Source organism: Dyadobacter sp. BE31, assembly GCF_031457695.1.
In the GTDB taxonomy this organism is placed as follows: Bacteria; Bacteroidota; Bacteroidia; order Cytophagales; family Spirosomataceae; genus Dyadobacter.
On the sequence record NZ_JAVDXA010000006.1, the window covers coordinates 20743 to 35863 of the forward strand.

General features: G+C 50.7%; 12 protein-coding genes. 2 read left to right on the forward strand and 10 right to left on the reverse strand.

Annotated elements, in window-relative coordinates; genetic code table 11:
* Positions 1-18: 18 nt before the first annotated feature.
* The 7 genes from J2Y43_RS25775 to J2Y43_RS25805 all read right to left on the reverse strand — a co-directional run bounded on the left by J2Y43_RS25775 (position 19) and on the right by J2Y43_RS25805 (position 6120).
* The gene (locus J2Y43_RS25775) at positions 19-1278 is read right to left on the reverse strand and encodes a hypothetical protein (RefSeq protein WP_309990218.1); all 1260 of its coding nucleotides are present in this window, start codon (positions 1276-1278) and stop codon (positions 19-21) included.
* A 97-nt stretch (positions 1279-1375) separates the two neighbouring features.
* On the reverse strand, positions 1376-2068 hold the full coding sequence (locus tag J2Y43_RS25780; RefSeq protein WP_309990216.1) for a hypothetical protein: 693 nt from the start codon (positions 2066-2068) through the stop codon (positions 1376-1378).
* A gap of 2 nt (positions 2069-2070) precedes the next feature.
* On the reverse strand, positions 2071-2640 hold the full coding sequence (locus J2Y43_RS25785) for a thermonuclease family protein (protein WP_309990213.1): 570 nt from the start codon (positions 2638-2640) through the stop codon (positions 2071-2073).
* Between the two features lie 48 nt (positions 2641-2688).
* Positions 2689-3081 (reverse strand): hypothetical protein, encoded by a 393-nt coding sequence (locus J2Y43_RS25790; protein ID WP_309990210.1) that lies wholly within the window; start codon positions 3079-3081, stop codon positions 2689-2691.
* A 35-nt stretch (positions 3082-3116) separates the two neighbouring features.
* Positions 3117-4349 (reverse strand): sulfite oxidase, encoded by a 1233-nt coding sequence (locus tag J2Y43_RS25795; RefSeq protein WP_309990207.1) that lies wholly within the window; start codon positions 4347-4349, stop codon positions 3117-3119.
* A 226-nt stretch (positions 4350-4575) separates the two neighbouring features.
* Positions 4576-5367, reverse strand: a complete 792-nt coding sequence (locus J2Y43_RS25800) for a ferritin-like domain-containing protein (protein WP_223399837.1) — start codon at positions 5365-5367, stop codon at positions 4576-4578.
* 27 nt (positions 5368-5394) lie between these two features.
* Positions 5395-6120, reverse strand: a complete 726-nt coding sequence (locus tag J2Y43_RS25805; RefSeq protein WP_309990202.1) for a ferritin-like domain-containing protein — start codon at positions 6118-6120, stop codon at positions 5395-5397.
* 599 nt (positions 6121-6719) lie between these two features.
* Between J2Y43_RS25805 and J2Y43_RS25810 the strand changes: the two genes are divergently transcribed.
* Together J2Y43_RS25810 and J2Y43_RS25815 are read left to right on the forward strand one after the other, a co-directional pair.
* The gene (locus J2Y43_RS25810; RefSeq protein WP_309990200.1) at positions 6720-7022 is read left to right on the forward strand and encodes a hypothetical protein; all 303 of its coding nucleotides are present in this window, start codon (positions 6720-6722) and stop codon (positions 7020-7022) included.
* 141 nt (positions 7023-7163) lie between these two features.
* Positions 7164-8537 carry a sigma-54 dependent transcriptional regulator gene (locus J2Y43_RS25815; protein WP_309990197.1) on the forward strand — a complete coding sequence of 458 codons (1374 nt, stop codon included), beginning with the start codon at positions 7164-7166 and terminating at the stop codon, positions 8535-8537.
* Here the strand turns inward: J2Y43_RS25815 and J2Y43_RS25820 are convergent.
* From J2Y43_RS25820 to J2Y43_RS25830, 3 genes are all read right to left on the reverse strand, one after another.
* Positions 8525-11089, reverse strand: a complete 2565-nt coding sequence (locus J2Y43_RS25820) for an ATP-binding protein (protein ID WP_309990193.1) — start codon at positions 11087-11089, stop codon at positions 8525-8527. The two genes, J2Y43_RS25815 and J2Y43_RS25820, sit on opposite strands and share 13 nt — an antisense overlap.
* A 200-nt stretch (positions 11090-11289) precedes the next feature.
* A complete protein-coding gene (locus tag J2Y43_RS25825) occupies positions 11290-13236 on the reverse strand; it encodes a c-type cytochrome (protein ID WP_309990190.1) in 1947 nt (648 codons plus the stop codon).
* A 28-nt stretch (positions 13237-13264) separates the two neighbouring features.
* A complete protein-coding gene (locus J2Y43_RS25830) occupies positions 13265-15112 on the reverse strand; it encodes a family 16 glycoside hydrolase (RefSeq protein WP_309990187.1) in 1848 nt (615 codons plus the stop codon).
* Between the last annotated feature and the right edge of the window lie 9 nt (positions 15113-15121).

Below are 15121 nucleotides of genomic sequence, written 5' to 3' on the forward strand. Positions count from 1 at the left end.
CTGATCGACTTTTTGCTACTATTTGCCTTTCTGGATCAGGTTAAGCTGCCGGGTAGTCAGCTCGTTTTTCATCCGGCGCGCGAGGTAGAATTCGCTCTCAAAAAGCTTGATAAGCATGTCCCGCTTGGCAAAAAGGCGGTCGCGCTCGGTCTCGGCATGGCTCTGCTCGCGAAGCACCTGCCATTTTTTTACGCGCAGGTCGTCGATCTCCTCCTGCAATGTCTGGCATTCCGACTCCCAGTTGTAGTTATTTTCAACAAAATCCTGGCGGTCGCGACGAATATTTAACCAAACTTGAAGGTCATTACGCAGCACGGTAATGTTGCTGAGCAGCAGTTTCCCTGCAAAAAGGAAGAGGAAAAACACGAAAACGAACAGTGCAAATGCCTGCCACCAGGTTTGGTAGGTAATCACATTCGCGAACACGAACAATGCAGCTGCAAACGGCAGCCCTATTTCTTCCAGCAGTGATTTCCACGTCACTTTCGAATCGGTATCATGGAAAAGCGAAATTCGGCCGAACAGACTGAACATCCCGGCCAGGAACACGCCCAGGGCAATCCATGAGTTATCCGCAAATGCGGGTTTCAGCGACTCGCGGATCAAAAAGAAGTTGCCCACACACATGGCTGCGCATAACGTAATGCCTATGAGCGTGCGCGGGAGGTGATGCTCGCCTTCTGCACGAGCTCCAGGGGTTTTCAGCTTCTCCTGCAATTCATCAATCCGGTTTTGTTTCTGACCGATGAAAAGGTTCAGCTCCTGAATGCGCTCGTTATGCTCTTCGATATTGGCAAGATGCGAGGCCGCCAGGTTCGAGAAGTATTTTTGGATAATGTCGGTTTTCTCGTGCGGGTCCGATTCCGAAAGCCCGAAAAGCACGCCCTCGTCGCGCAATGTGTCTTCGTCTTCGAGCCAGTAGGGGATGGGGACCTCCACTCTTTGTGGCTCAGGAGTTTGTGGAACCGGTTGAGAAGCTGTCACCTGAGGCGGGGCCAGTGTCGGCACGGCTGGCTGAGGTATAAACGGTTGAGGTACGGGCTGTGCTGCCGGTTGCGGTGCCGCCTGCACAGGTGCCTGAAATGCAGGTTGCTGAGGCTGCGGCGCAGCAGCCATTACGGGTTGCCTGTTGTAGGCAACGGTTGGATTGATCGGATTTTGTTCCACTGATTGGGTAGGGGTGTCGTTCGCCTGAACAGGCTCATCATCATAAAATTCGTTTTCGTCGGACTCTCTCGGACGAAACCAGCCGGCAATTAATTCAGTCAGTTTGGCCATAGTTTTTCATGGGTTAGCCTGCGATTATCCATGAAAACAAACAAATTCACTATAATATTGTGATGACCGGCTATTAAAAAAGGTAAGCGCCTGGGGATTAGGACATTTCGAACATCTTCTGTAACGCTTGCCAGAGTTTTTTCTTAAGATTCCGGTCGGCTTCGATCACCACCAGCGGATCGACGAGCAGGAACCAGATACCTTCCAGATTCTTAGGCGTATAAGGCACGAGCAACAGGTCGAGGTGGAGCTTAATCAGCGGTACGCCGAAGGAGATAAAAAAGTTGGTCTTTTTACCGGCAAGTACCGTGCGGGCGTCCTGCCCCGGCATGAAGCTGAAATTAAGGACATCGCTCGTTTCCAGCGAATGGCCGACGGCTTTGAGAATATTGTCGAGGAACAATGCTTCAGACATGAGCATTTCCTGCTGCTTCGGCTCGTCGGTGAGGACGAGTACTTTGTGTTTCAACGCGGGGAACGCGGCGGCAGGTGCCGGAGCGGGCGCATTTACAGGCGGCGGTGTTATTACTGCCGGTGTCTGAGGCAATGTAGGGGCATTGGTCGGTACCGCCGGTATTGCCGGTTGCGATGGTGGCTGTATGGGAACAGCGGGTGTCGCTGGTAATGAGGACGCGGGAGCCTGCACATGCGCAGGTTCGGGTACTGGTGGCGCGAGGGGTGCTTCCGCCGCGGCAGTTGCAGGACGTTCGGTCAGCACACGATCTTCCAGCTGAAACAAAGTTTCATTCTGATAAAGGATCTGAAAAAATGCGACTGACGAATGCTCCATGATTACAAATGTCCGAGTTCCATTCCGGGCTGGGTCCAGATGCCGATTTTCTGTTTGTTGGCGGCTATTTCAAGTTTGGCATATTCCTGGTCGTGCGAATACTTTTTGAAATGCACGGCCAGCCCTTTTTTAACCAATTCCTTGTTCAGCACTTTACCATCCGGCAGTACCACTTCGCCCAGCAATCGACCATATTTATCGAATTCGCCTTTGTGGCGGATACTAACCACCTTACGGAAGCATTTCTCACTGGTAAACTGCTTCGCATTGTTGTAAAAAGGCATATTACGCTCCGGGCAGTTGATATGCAGAAAACGTATCCGCACATTTTTGCCCATCCTGCGTCCTGCCTTTTTCCCTGAATAAATGTATTTCAGCTCGATCGTGTCACCATCCTGGATGCCAATTACTTCGGCTTTAAGGGGGTTTGGTAAATCGCTGTTGTTATTGAACTGTTGACTCTCTTCCGAAGTGAGCGCGCACGAGGCGAGCATGGTCGGGGTGCTTGTGAGAACGAGGAACAGCAGGCTGGAAAATACAAATCGGGAAACGAGGAAACGAAAATCAGGCACGCGGAAAATTCATAAAGTTTGAGTGCCAAAGATAGCTATTGTTTCCGATCAGTTTTGTTCCAGTTTGTACCACTTAATGTCCTTCAATGGCGCTCTCCTTGCGACTGAGGCAGTTGGCGAATAATTTTTTTCCAGATAATCGAGTACCGGTTTCTCGGCGTCGCCCAGTTCCCATAGGTTGTGGTTGGCCTGCATCCAGCGAATCTTCTGCTTCCAGCCGTCGCGGGTGAAGCGGTTGGCGATGATCAGCTTGGTAGAATGGCAATTGGTACATTGCGCTTTCACCATGTACAGGTTTTCATCGGCGATCAGGCCCGTTTCCGGGTCTTTTTTAATGGTATCGGCCACTGCCGTACTCACATTATTATGTTTGGCCGGCGTTTCGGGCAGGGTTTGAAACACAATACCTGCACCGAGCATGGCTATCAAAAAGATCTTCATAAGCTATCGTATTTGCCCGGGAGCATTGTGGTACATTACCCTACTTTTACGGCGATTCTTTCGCAAGCATTGTTCAGATACCCGCCAGGGTTCCAGGCCGGAGCCAGCATCGGCTGCGCAACGCCCGTGTCATCAGTGGCTTTCACCCATATTTCGTAATATCCGTTGGTCGGGAATTTGATATGGGTATTCCAATGCTGCCACGCCAGACGGTTCACCGGGGCTTCGAGTTTACACTCTTTCCAGGTAGCCCCGAAATCAATAGAAACCTCCACTTTTTTAACGGAATGGTCTCCCGCCCACGCGTGCCCCCGCAATGCGAGCTCCTTTGCCGGGTCGATCATCGCACCGGTCTTGGGATACGTGATCAACGATTTCACCGGCATGGATTCGATTATTTTGTAATACTCATCCGTAGCCGGAATTTCAGTGCCGGGCGCTACGGGGTTACGGGGTAGTTTGTAGCTGTGGCCTTCCATTTTAGGGCCGTCGTGTACTTTGTTCCGTACCGAAATGCCGCTCAGCCACTTCCCGGAAACGGAAGCAGGCCAGCCGCCAATTACGAGCCGGAGCGGATAGCCGTGGAACTCAGGAATATCTTTTCCATTCATTTGCCATGCAATGAGCGTCTCGTCTTCCATAGCTTTCGCAATGGGCACGCCACGCGAGATGGATTCCTTTTTGGGATCGCGGCTCAGGTGAAGGTCTTTGCCGTGGTAACCTATATATACGGCATCGCTTTTAATGCCCACATCGTTCAGGATGTCTTTCAGCCGCACGCCCGTCCATTGTGCACAATGCACTGCACCCTGGCCCCATTGGTTACCCGAGGCTTGGGGCTGGTAGCCTGAGCGGCCATTTCCGCCGCATTCCAATACGAGCTGATAGGTATACTGCTTGAATTTCTTTTTGAGGTCGGCCAATGTGTAGGTCTTAGGCGCTTTCACCGACTCGCCGTCGATCGTCAGCGTCCAGTTGGCTACCTCTATTTTCTCCGGAACAAGACCGTTGTTGCGGATGAACATATTTTCAACGGGTGTAACGCGGTCGTCGAGCAAATGTACCGGCGTTTCCACGTTCCATGGTTTGTCGCCCTGCACGATCATTTCCGCACTTTTGCCTTTCAACGCATCCTTCTCATCCAGGAAAATGGGGCGGTACCCGGCGGGCATCCGGTTAGCAAAAACAATCTGGCTGCCCATTGCGGTAGCCAACGCCGTGAGGCTCCCTGTTCTGAGAAAATCTCTTCTGTTTAATTCGGAATTCATCAACTGGTTCAGGAAAACTTGTAAAACATTATTTCCAAATTTACATAAACCGGGCGGCTTAAACCATTATTTCGGGCCAAATTAGGCCGTTTACCTATAAAAAAGAGGTTACCGGCAACGGTAACCTCCTGATACATAATAGTGTGTAGTGAGGCACTTTGAGCCCTGGCTCATTGAAAAGTGCATGTATATGGCTAACAGGGAAAGTTTACGTTAATGGGTGCAGTTATTTTTTGATGAACGGCCCCGCAATCGCGAGGACAGCTTCTTTGGTCAGCGGCTCGTCGAATGCTTCGGTAATGGCGGCGTCGCTCTTGGAAGCGAGCCCTTTGAGGTTTACGCCTCCTTGCGTCATGTTGTCCTCGCCGGCGTAAATGGCAGCTACCGCGCCTTCCTTGCCTGTGATCCAGCCTTTCATGGCAGTATTACCTAGTAATGTGGCTGCGAGCCGCCTTGCTACGGCTGCGTGCCGTGCCTCGATGGAATGCACTTGCAATGCGTATTCGAGGATCTGCGGGTCGGCGATCAATGCGCCGGCCTGGCCTTTGTAGGCACGCACCCCCGTATCTTCAAGCGCGCTCGAAACGGTCACGAAAGTTTTGTAATTGGTGAATACATCGCCGAATGCACCGCCATACTGGAAATCGAAGGTCGGTTTTGCAATGGCTTTGCTTCCGAGCGCTTTCACGAGAAATGCCACGTGCTGCGTTTCGTGCTTACCGATTTGCATGAAAATTGCTTTATCGGATGCCGGAATGAGGTTCGCTGCCGCGTTGCCGGCTTTGTAGAACTCGTCTTCGAGGTATTCGAGCGTCAGCGCGTAGTTGAGCACGTCTACGGCGGCTGCCGACTGTGCGAACGCCTTGTTAACGATTGCCGCAAATGCGGTAGGGATTGCCGCTGAGGCCAGCTTGCTTCCTATTTTGTTCATAAAGTGGCGGCGCGAAGCGTATTCGAGTCTCCCGACTGCATCACCGTCAATTTGCTGAAACTGATCTATGATTTTGAAAATATCCATTGTGTCTGATCCTGTTAGTGTGAATGATTATTTACCTACGTTGGCACCTGTGATGGTATCTTTTACGTAGCCCTTAACTGCCGCGAGAATGTCGGCAGGCGCGATGGCCTTGTCCATTCCGTTGGCGTCGATGATGTCGTCACCGGCAAAATCGGCAGATTTCGGGTTGATCAGGTCGCGGATCACAGCCGCGTGACGGGCCTCCACGGAGACGATCTTTCCTGCAAGCAAAAGGTAGTTCGGGTCCTTGATCAGCTTTCCGGCGCCGTTGTAGGCGGCTACGCCGGTATCTTCGAATAGTTTGGCTGCGCCAAGAACGGCCTCTTTTTTGGAGAAGTCGATGGCAGCGAAGTTAGGGGTGAGCCCTTTGATGGCCTTGTCGCCCAATGCGGCTTTGAAGAAGTCGCGGTGAACGATCTCGTGATCGCGGATGTCGGTCAGGATCGCTTTCTCTGCATCGGTGATACCGTTGTATGGCGTCTGGATCACCTGTGTGTAAAACGCCGCTTCGAGTTGTTCCAGCGCGTATGCATAGTTGAGCACACCAATGTCGCCCGAGCCGAGGTCGACGGTGTCACCAGTGCCGGGGATCATCGGATCGTCGTCATCGTCATTACATCCCGCGGCGATCACGATTGTTCCTAATGATGTGGCTAAACCGGCCGAGCGTAAAAAGAGACGTCTGTTGAAAACCGACGTAATTTCGCCTTCTCCTTTGCCGGAGCTGTTCTTGGTTTCCGTGTGTTTGTTCATAGCAATAAAAGGTTATTGAGGCACTCTCCGTGTGTCGAAAGAGTTTTGAGAGACCTACGCGGGACGGATTGCTTTAGATCAGACGCAGTGAAAAAGGAGGAAGGGAAAAGGGAGGAAAGGCATGAATGGGAAGGGCTTAAAACACAAAAAGAGTCCCTGATGGGGACTCTTGATGCTTTCAGACTAACCGATGGTATTCTTAAATAACGTTGAGTAAATAATGCCTGAGATATAATTCAATATATGAATGTATAGCGTTAAGTCTCTAGCGGTGTGTAGTAGTTATGCTACCTCTTGCAGATAAACAATTTCTACGCAAATATAAGGGAATATGTTCCTCACAAAACAATATTGGATAAAAAAATTTGAATTTTTTTTAGTTTGGTTAATAAGATACGGGTACATGGGTAAAGTGGTTATTAAATTTCACATAACTGGTGTGAAATTCCACAACCTGAGGTACAGCTCCCGTTCCTTCCGGTTACACAGTTGCGAATTAAAATTGGTTAATATCTGATTATCAACTTTTTTTGTAGCATATTTCCATTGGCACGAATATCTCTTTCAGTTTACATTAAAAATTAAATGCCCGATTCATCATGCGAATAACCCCGATAGCCCTCGCACTCTTACTGGCAGCAGTTACCCCGGATGTTGATGCATCCGTGCAATCTCTTGCAGATGTGGTCGTTATTGCCGAGCATAGCAAGGTTGCGGTGCGGCCGGAAGACCTCCCGGAAGCTGTCAAAAGTACCTTGTCCGGCTCTTATGCCGAATGGAAAGTAACCAGTGCTTACCTGGTCACGCGGGACGATAACTCACAGTATTACGAAGTAAATATCAAACGAGCGGAAGAAACATCTACACTTAATCTGGACAAGTACGGGAAGAAGATCGACTAGCAAAAGGCCGTTCCCGGCGTCTGAAAGGCTCATAATGAAAAGCCGGAGACTTCTCCGGCTTTTTGGTGTTTGTTTTTTGTACTTTTACATAATACCCACTCGTTTAATAGTATTTATTTTTTCTTAGAAATAGTATCACCCATGGCTCATCTGCTCCTCGTTGAAGACGATTCTACATTTTCAAAGTTGCTCACCAATTTTCTCGGCAAGCATGGTCATCAGGTAAAGGTTTGTACAAACATAAAAGAGGCGAGAGAAGCGCTCGGGAAGAATAACTCCGACGGGCCGTTTGAAGTGCTGATGCTCGATTACCGTCTGCCGGATGGTAACTCCGTAGATTTTCTTAAAACGCTCAGAAGCGAAGGCAACCGCACCCCGGCATTCATCATGACCAGTTTTCATGACGTGCGGACTGCGGTTACCGCCATGCAGATCGGGGCTTTCGATTACATCACCAAACCGGTGAACCCGGAAGAATTGCTTATGGTACTCAGGGAAGCGCTGAACAAGGGAGAGGTGACGAGCGTGAAAACTGCGCCGAAAGCCAAAAGTAATTCGAAGGCAGAAAAGCAATCGCTCGACTATATCGAAGGCAGAAGCAAGGTTGCCAAACAACTTTTTGAATATGTGCGGCTGGTGGCACCCACAGACATGTCGGTGATTATCCAGGGCGAAAGCGGTACCGGTAAGGAACACGTAGCGAAGTCGATACACCGCCTCAGCAAGCGTGCCGACGGCCCGTTCGTGGCGATCGACTGCGGTTCGTTGTCGAAAGACCTGGCGGCCAGTGAGCTTTTTGGCCATAAAAAAGGTGCATTCACCGGTGCATTGCAAGATAAAATAGGGCAGTTCGAAGCGGCGGATGGCGGCACGCTATTCCTCGATGAGATCGGTAACCTGAGCTACGATGTGCAGATCAAACTGCTCCGGGCATTGCAGGAGCGTATTATCGTTCCTATCGGCAGCACTCAGCAGGTGAAAGTGGATGTGCGGCTCATCGCAGCGACTAATGAAGATCTTATTTCCAGTGCAGCCGCGGGCGATTTCCGCGAAGACCTCTACCACCGGTTAAATGAATTCAAAATCGAAGTGCCCGCATTGCGCAAGCGCGGCGAGGACCTGCCGATTTTTGTTCAGCATTTTGTAGATAAGGCCAATGAGGAGCTCGAACGCAACGTGAAGGAGCTTTCGAAAGAGGTAATGGATGTTTTCCAGAAATACGACTGGCCGGGTAATCTGCGCGAGCTGAACAATGTGATCAAACGCCTCGTGCTCTTGTCGAAAGAGGAGGTGGCTACACTAGGTGCATTGCCATCGGAAATGATTACCGCGATGGAAGACCAGCAGAAACCTGCGCCGGGTTCCGACTTGAAAGCATTGCAGGAAACGCATGAGAAGGAGATGATAGAAAAGGTGTTGCAGGAAGTGCGTTACAACAAAAGCAAAGCGGCCAAGTTACTGAACATCGACCGCAAGACTTTGTATTACAAGATCGAAAAATATCATATCGAGTAGGAGAGTGCTTTTTCCTCCACTTGCTCAATCACTGACGCAGCGTCGTTTACGACCTGCGTCATTTCTTTTTCCGACACATCCGCCGCATTCTCGCGCAATGCAATTTCCAGGTTCCGGAATCTGGCCGACAGGTCGCGGGCTCCGATCTGCCCCGTGCGGCCGGCCATGCGGTGCATGAGCTCCTGAGCGTGGTCGGGCTCGTTGGCGGCAATGTGCTGTCGGAGCGAATCGATGTCGGCTCGGGAATCTTTCACAAATTGATCCAGGATCTCGCGCAGCAGACTTTCGTCGCCAAAAGTCATTTCGGTGAGCATCGTGAAATCAAAATCCAGGTTATGGGCTGTGTGACCGTTTTCCGGCTTGACTTCTGCGGGTAAGACGGCGGGCGAATCCCTTTCTGGTGCCGACGACGATTCGAGTAGTTCCAGCAGGTCCCTCGAATGGAATGGTTTCATCAGGTAACCGTCGAAGCCCATACTCAACAGCTTCTTACGTTCTTCCGGCAATGCCTGTGCAGTGAGGACGAAGAACTTCACGTCCTTCGGAGCCGATTTGCGTAGGCGCTTCACGAGCTCGGCCCCGTTCATGCCCGACATACGCATATCCGTGAGTACGAACTTCACCTGATCATTCCACGGCCTGCTCAGCACTTCTTCGGCCGAGGAGAATGCTGCGTGCTGTATACCGTTCATTTCGAGTACCGAAGAACACCATTTGAGAATAAAGGCGTCGTCGTCTACTAGCCATACTTTGCCATTAATCTGATAGCCTCGTTCCGGCGCCTCCTCCGCCAATTCCAGTGTGTCTGCCTTTTTCATACTGGTGGTGACAAAAAAAGTCGTGCCCTCTCCCTCCTTGCTGGTGACGTGAATACTGCCCGACATCCCTTCCACCAATGCCTTCACAATGCTGAGACCGAGCCCGGTACCGCCATATCTGCGTTGAATGGAAGGGTCCGCCTGCTCGAACTGGTTAAAAATGCGTTCTGTCTGCTCCTTCGACAACCCGATACCCGTATCCGAAATCTGAAATTCGATTTTCGCAAGGTTACCGCTTTCGTGGCCTGCTACTTTGAGGACGACTTCGCCGTTCTCCGTGAACTTTATAGCATTAGTCAGCAAATTGTACAGAACCTGCCGCAATCGGAAAGGGTCTCCGTGCAGGTACAGATTGGGTTTAAGGGAGTTTTCGAGCCTTAATACCAAACCTTTGGAGATGGCGTTGGGCCTGAGAACCTGTATGACCTCATTGAGCAGCGGGTTGATGGAAAATACCCTGTCTTCGAATGTAAAGCGGTCGGAAATGATGCGGCTGTAATCGAGCACTTCATTAACGAGGTATAACAAATGCTCCGAGGCTGAATGCAGTGTTTCCAGATCCTGCTTCCGCGGTTTTTCTTCGTTTTTCAATGCTTCCGCATAGCCGATGATCGATTGCAGCGGCGTGCGGATCTCGTGGCTCATGTTAGCCAGGAACCGTTGTTTGGCCATGCTGTGGTATTCGGCTTCTTCTTTGGCTTCTTCCAGTTGCTGGCGGTAATCGTTGCTTTTGGTAATATCTGTGAAAATGAAATAGGCCATTACGGCTGTCAGGAAAAAGAAGCCCAGCATGATCCATTCGAGGTAATTCACGCTGCCTTCCACCATTCCTTTTGCCTTGGCGTTGTTTTTATGGGAATCCTGCATCACGTCCCGCTGAACATCCTGCATAACGCCCAATAGCTGCTTTACCAGGGAGTTGCCGGCCGTTGCCAGTTCCTGCTCGCGGTCAACGAAGGTTACGGCGCGTTTTTTCTGCGATTTTTCGATGGCATGGACGGCTTCGCCTACTTTTTCGATCGTACTGTCCTTTTTGGCCACGCGGATCGTGTCGACCTGCACATTCACTTCCTGCTTCTGTACCAGCTTTGTGGGTTCTTTGGCCGGTGCCTGGTTCTTTTTATTTCCCCGGAATACCCTGCTGAGGAAGCCTTTTTTTGTACTTGCTTTCTGGCTCGTGTCGGGTACTTCGGTGTAAACGGTGGTGGTGGTGGTACGTTTTTCGGTTTTGACTACTGTGCTGTCCGGTTTGACTTTTTTGGTGGTGATCAGCCCTGAAATGGATTTTACCTCATCTTCCAGTGCTTTATTGCTTACCAGTTTGGATCGCACCTTTACATAGTCGCCATAGATCTTCTCTCGCTCTTTGAGGATCTTCTTCATGGAATCGATCCGGATGATCTGCAACGGATCTTCGAGGCTAAGATAGCTGAGGCTATCGAGTGTGGCGATCAGCTCCACCGATTGGGCCAGTACTTCGTCGTTGAGCTCTTCTCCTTTCAGCTTTCGCTCGTTCTGAAGGTGGTCGAGTGTGAGAATGTCCTGGAATATCTTATTAACCAGCCGCATCTTGTCATCCGGGGTGGAAAGGGTATCCAGCGTGGTAAGCATATTGTCGAATGCCAGCTTGCTGGTTACCCAGGATGCTGCCAGGGCGAGGGAGGCAATGAAAAAGCCTACAACGACTTTTCCTTTTACCGATTTCAAGAAAGACGGGCCACGCAGAGTAAACATAGTTTTGGACACATTCAATAACAACTAACGCATTTTCAACCGTAAAACGTGCGATTTGTACTGCATTAGTCTGGTTCGTTATGTGAAGATAATGCATTAAAATGGTTCTGAATACGCTGATCTTCAACTAAAAAAGGCTGCCTCCGATGTGGAAGCAGCCTTTTTAGCTCATACGCGGGCAGAGCCCCGTGCTATTACAATTATTTCGCAAGAGAGTTGATCCACGCCGCGATTTTAGCAGCGTCTGCCTTGGAAACCTGAGGCATAGGCGCCATCGGCGTAGCGTAGTCAGGCCAGTTTTCAGGCTTAGGCGCGTAAATCAGTTCTACGATCTTCTCATTGCTGTATTTGCGTTTAGCAACATCAGCGTAAGAAGGTCCTACCACCTTTTTGTCGGGCGCGTGGCACGCGAGGCAGGTGTTTTTCGCCAGCAATGGCTTCACTTCTTCCCAGGTTGGCGCTTTGGCTGCTGCTCCGGCTTTCGCAGGAGTCGCTTTGCCTTTGCCATCCGGAGATACGTGCTCTTTCGCAGGTTCTGCCGAAACAGACGCCTGTGCTTTGCCTGAGCGGGTAGTTTTCAGGTCTGAAACCTTCAATCTTTCGCCGTCAGGGATGTTGTTCAGCGTGTAATACGCATCCGGGTGTACGAGCGACCAGCTGTTTGAGGCTGAGCGAACGCCTTCCAGCGAGATTTTGTGCACATAGTATTGCTTCATACCGTCGAGCACGATACGCACCTTCTTGTTGTCGTCGGATACTTTCACACCTGTGATTTTCACATCTTCCAGGTTGATCTGCGGGCTACCATAAACAGGGTAATGCTTGTAGAGGTAGCTAACCACTTTGTAAGAATCCAGGTCTTCCGCCGATTTGCGGTCAACTGGCATGGTGAATTCGATTTCGAAACCGTCAGGTTGTGCTTTCACGGTGTACATTTCGAAAGGCATTTTGCCGTTCCATACCAAGCGCTGCAAGCCCTGGTTCGCATCACCGGCCGACCCCCAACCGCGGTTGGTTTCACCTACGAACATCGATCCGTCCTTATCGAACGCCATACGTAACACGCCCGACTGGAATCCGCTGCGGAAACCGATGCTGGCACCCTGGTATTCACCTTTTACTTTCTCCAAAACAATACGCATGATATTGCTTTGTCCCTGATCGCCCACGAACACCTGGCCGGTAAATGGCCCGAAGTTTCCTTTGGTATCGTCGAGGATCAATTCAGCGGTAGACACACCGTGTACACCATAAGGCAACCATACAGCCGGAAGCTGTACCATGTCGTATTTCTGTTTCAATTGGTACAAGAACTGTGGTTCTTCGCCCAATGTGTTTTCAGGCTTGATCGCGCGGCCTTGCTCGTTACGGTGCTGGCGGTTGTCGCGCTCAGCGAAGAATTGCTTTTCTGTCAGTTTTACAGGCGAGTTAGGCAATCCAGCCCATTTCAGACCTGCCGGGTGACCCATGAAGCCGCCTTTTTTAACCTGGAAAATACCACCTGTACCCATCCAGTCGCCTTGATTGTCGGTGTAGAACAGCTCGCCGTTCAGCATGCTGATACCCGCAGGGGAGCGTACACCGGTTGCCCATGGTTCGTATTTGCCGTCGTTGGTAATGTGGAAAATCCAGCCACGACCTGGTACGCGGCTTTCGCCTCTCCACCATTCTTCGTCACCGAACGCTACGTTACCACTCACAAAGAAGCTGCCATCCGGCGCCAGTTTCGGACCGAACGAGTATTCGTGGTAGTGACCTGAAAGCGGCCATGCGTACACTGTTTCGTAAACATCAGCCTTACCGTCACCGTTTTTGTCAACCAGCTTGGTCAATTCGCCGCGCTGTGCGCAATACAATGCACCTTCTTTGTAAGCCAAGCCGAGGATTTCGTGCAGACCGGTCGCGAACTTGCGGAAATACGGCGCGCGGCTGGTAGGGTTATCCACGATCCAAACCTCACCACGGCGTGTTGAAATCGCCAGTGAGCCGTTTGGCATAGTCGTCAAACCACCTACTTCAAGGATAATGCCTTCAGGAATCGGTGGGGTAACAATCTTGTAAAAGTCTTCTTCTTTCGGAGACTCCTGTGCTTTGAGCGTAGACAGGGAGGCCAAAAGAGCAAATGCTATATGAGCAAGTTTTTTCATTGTTCAATCAGGAATAATAAGGTTTAAATCAGAACAGGATAGAATACTTCACTTCGCCGTTGGTTACAGGCACGATGAGTTCCTGTTCGCCTTTGGCGCCTCTGATTTCTGGTTTAAGTTTTTTGTCGGCCAGCTGGATGTAGTACGATTTGTCGTCTACGGCGTAGAGTCCTTCCGAGATTTTTTCAATGGAAGCACCGTCGGCCAGGCGTGCAACGAGGTCTTTTGCGGGGTTATTCACCTTTACAATGCGCTCGAAATACTGGTTGTTTACGACAGAAACGTAATCGGTGATCGAAGAACCGAATGCCTGGTACTGGAATGTAGGTACATCTGAGTCGTCCAATACGTAACCTTTCGGGCGGTAACCGCTGCCGGTTGTGTCCGCTTCCCATTTAGATTTGCCTGATTTACCCAGGAACATATCGTCGCCGAGCAACGTCACACTGCCGCGCGGGCGTGAGGAACCATCGCCACGGTCGTGCCACATAGGGGTAGCATCGAGGAATTCGCCACGCCAAACTTGCAGGATCGCGCCTTTGTCGAGGTCGTAAGTATAATGCAGGCTCGCAGGGCTACCCACCGACACTGCGTGAACCACGCGGGTTCTTTTCGCTTTTTCGTCCTTGCGGAAATCCATGAAAGAGCGGGTAATGGTGTTGGTAGCTGCCTGGATCAGGATAGGGTCGGTAGAACCGCCGCCCATCGCCGAGCTTTTCGAATGGAAAGCGATTTCACGGAAGCCCGGTCCGCTTACCCAAAGGCCCAGTACCGGACGCATCCAGCCATCTCTTTTGTTATTGAAAAATTCAAGTTTGTGATCGCCTGCCGTCAGGTTTACTTTGGCTACACGGAACTCGTTGTTCGATTTCCATTCGGGCTTGATCACATCTTTACCGTCGATTTTCAGGTAGGCATTACCCGAAGCTTGCAGACGGAAAGTGTATTCGCCTTCGCTGGCTGCATTCAAGCGGCCATTGTAAACGAAAGAGTAGTTGTTGTTCTCTTTCAGAATCTCCCAGTTGAGCGATTCCGATTTGCCGGTTTCAGCAGGAGTCAGTTTGGAAAGATCTTCGGTTTCCGACAAACCGCCGTAATAGGTTTTGTAAGTCAGTTCAGAAAGGGTCGCAGGTTTTTTGTCAAAGTTGTTGACCACGATGTTGCGGATCGCCAATGAACCGTGGTCGCCCTGGATGCGGATCGGGCCCATAGGCACGTCCTCAGCTGTCAGTGAACCGCGGGTAGGGCCGCTAACTTCCACGTTTTCGTGGATCGTTACGCCGTTCAGCACGATAGAAAGGAATACCGCATTCGCGATTTTTTTGCCGCTGGCGTCGAAACGGGGAGCCTGGTAAGAGATTTTGATATGCTGCCACAAACCCGGCGCTTTCGCCACGTTGAAACGCGGTGCATATCCTTCGTAGCCTTTTTCGCCTTCTGGCTTGGAGTCGTTCCAGCGCTCGTAAATACCACCGCAGTCGTTGTATTTAGCCCCTTTTTTACCCCAGCTATCGAAAAGCTGTACTTCGTAGTTGCCTTGCAGGTAGATTCCTGAGTTGGAGCCTTTGCTCATCATGAAATCCAGTTCAATGTCGAGATCGCCGTGTTTGAAGTTGGAAATCAGTTCATAGTCGCTGCCGTACTTGCCTTTTTCGTGGAGGCAGGCGAGCACACCTTTACCCGGGCTGGTAACCAGCGCGTTTTCCTTGGTGAGATCAGCCGATGCATTGCCGACAATTTTCCAGTCACTGGATTTGGTCGTAAAAGCACTGAGGTCGTTGAGAGGAATGGGCTGCTGGGCGTAGGCGGTGTGCATGGCGAAAGCCGCTACCCCAGAGGCGATTAATTGAAAAAGTGAACGGTTGGTTTTAGACATACTTGCAGT

Coding starts and splice junctions, on each gene's coding strand:
- J2Y43_RS25775 (WP_309990218.1), bottom strand. CDS start 1,278: ATGGCCAAACTGACTGAATTAATTGCCGGCTGGTTTCGTCCGAGAGAG.
- J2Y43_RS25780 (WP_309990216.1), bottom strand. CDS start 2,068: ATGGAGCATTCGTCAGTCGCATTTTTTCAGATCCTTTATCAGAATGAA.
- J2Y43_RS25790 (WP_309990210.1), bottom strand. CDS start 3,081: ATGAAGATCTTTTTGATAGCCATGCTCGGTGCAGGTATTGTGTTTCAA.
- J2Y43_RS25795 (WP_309990207.1), bottom strand. CDS start 4,349: ATGAATTCCGAATTAAACAGAAGAGATTTTCTCAGAACAGGGAGCCTC.
- J2Y43_RS25800 (WP_223399837.1), bottom strand. CDS start 5,367: ATGGATATTTTCAAAATCATAGATCAGTTTCAGCAAATTGACGGTGAT.
- J2Y43_RS25805 (WP_309990202.1), bottom strand. CDS start 6,120: ATGAACAAACACACGGAAACCAAGAACAGCTCCGGCAAAGGAGAAGGC.
- J2Y43_RS25810 (WP_309990200.1), top strand. CDS start 6,720: ATGCGAATAACCCCGATAGCCCTCGCACTCTTACTGGCAGCAGTTACC.
- J2Y43_RS25815 (WP_309990197.1), top strand. CDS start 7,164: ATGGCTCATCTGCTCCTCGTTGAAGACGATTCTACATTTTCAAAGTTG.
- J2Y43_RS25820 (WP_309990193.1), bottom strand. CDS start 11,089: ATGTTTACTCTGCGTGGCCCGTCTTTCTTGAAATCGGTAAAAGGAAAA.
- J2Y43_RS25825 (WP_309990190.1), bottom strand. CDS start 13,236: ATGAAAAAACTTGCTCATATAGCATTTGCTCTTTTGGCCTCCCTGTCT.
- J2Y43_RS25830 (WP_309990187.1), bottom strand. CDS start 15,112: ATGTCTAAAACCAACCGTTCACTTTTTCAATTAATCGCCTCTGGGGTA.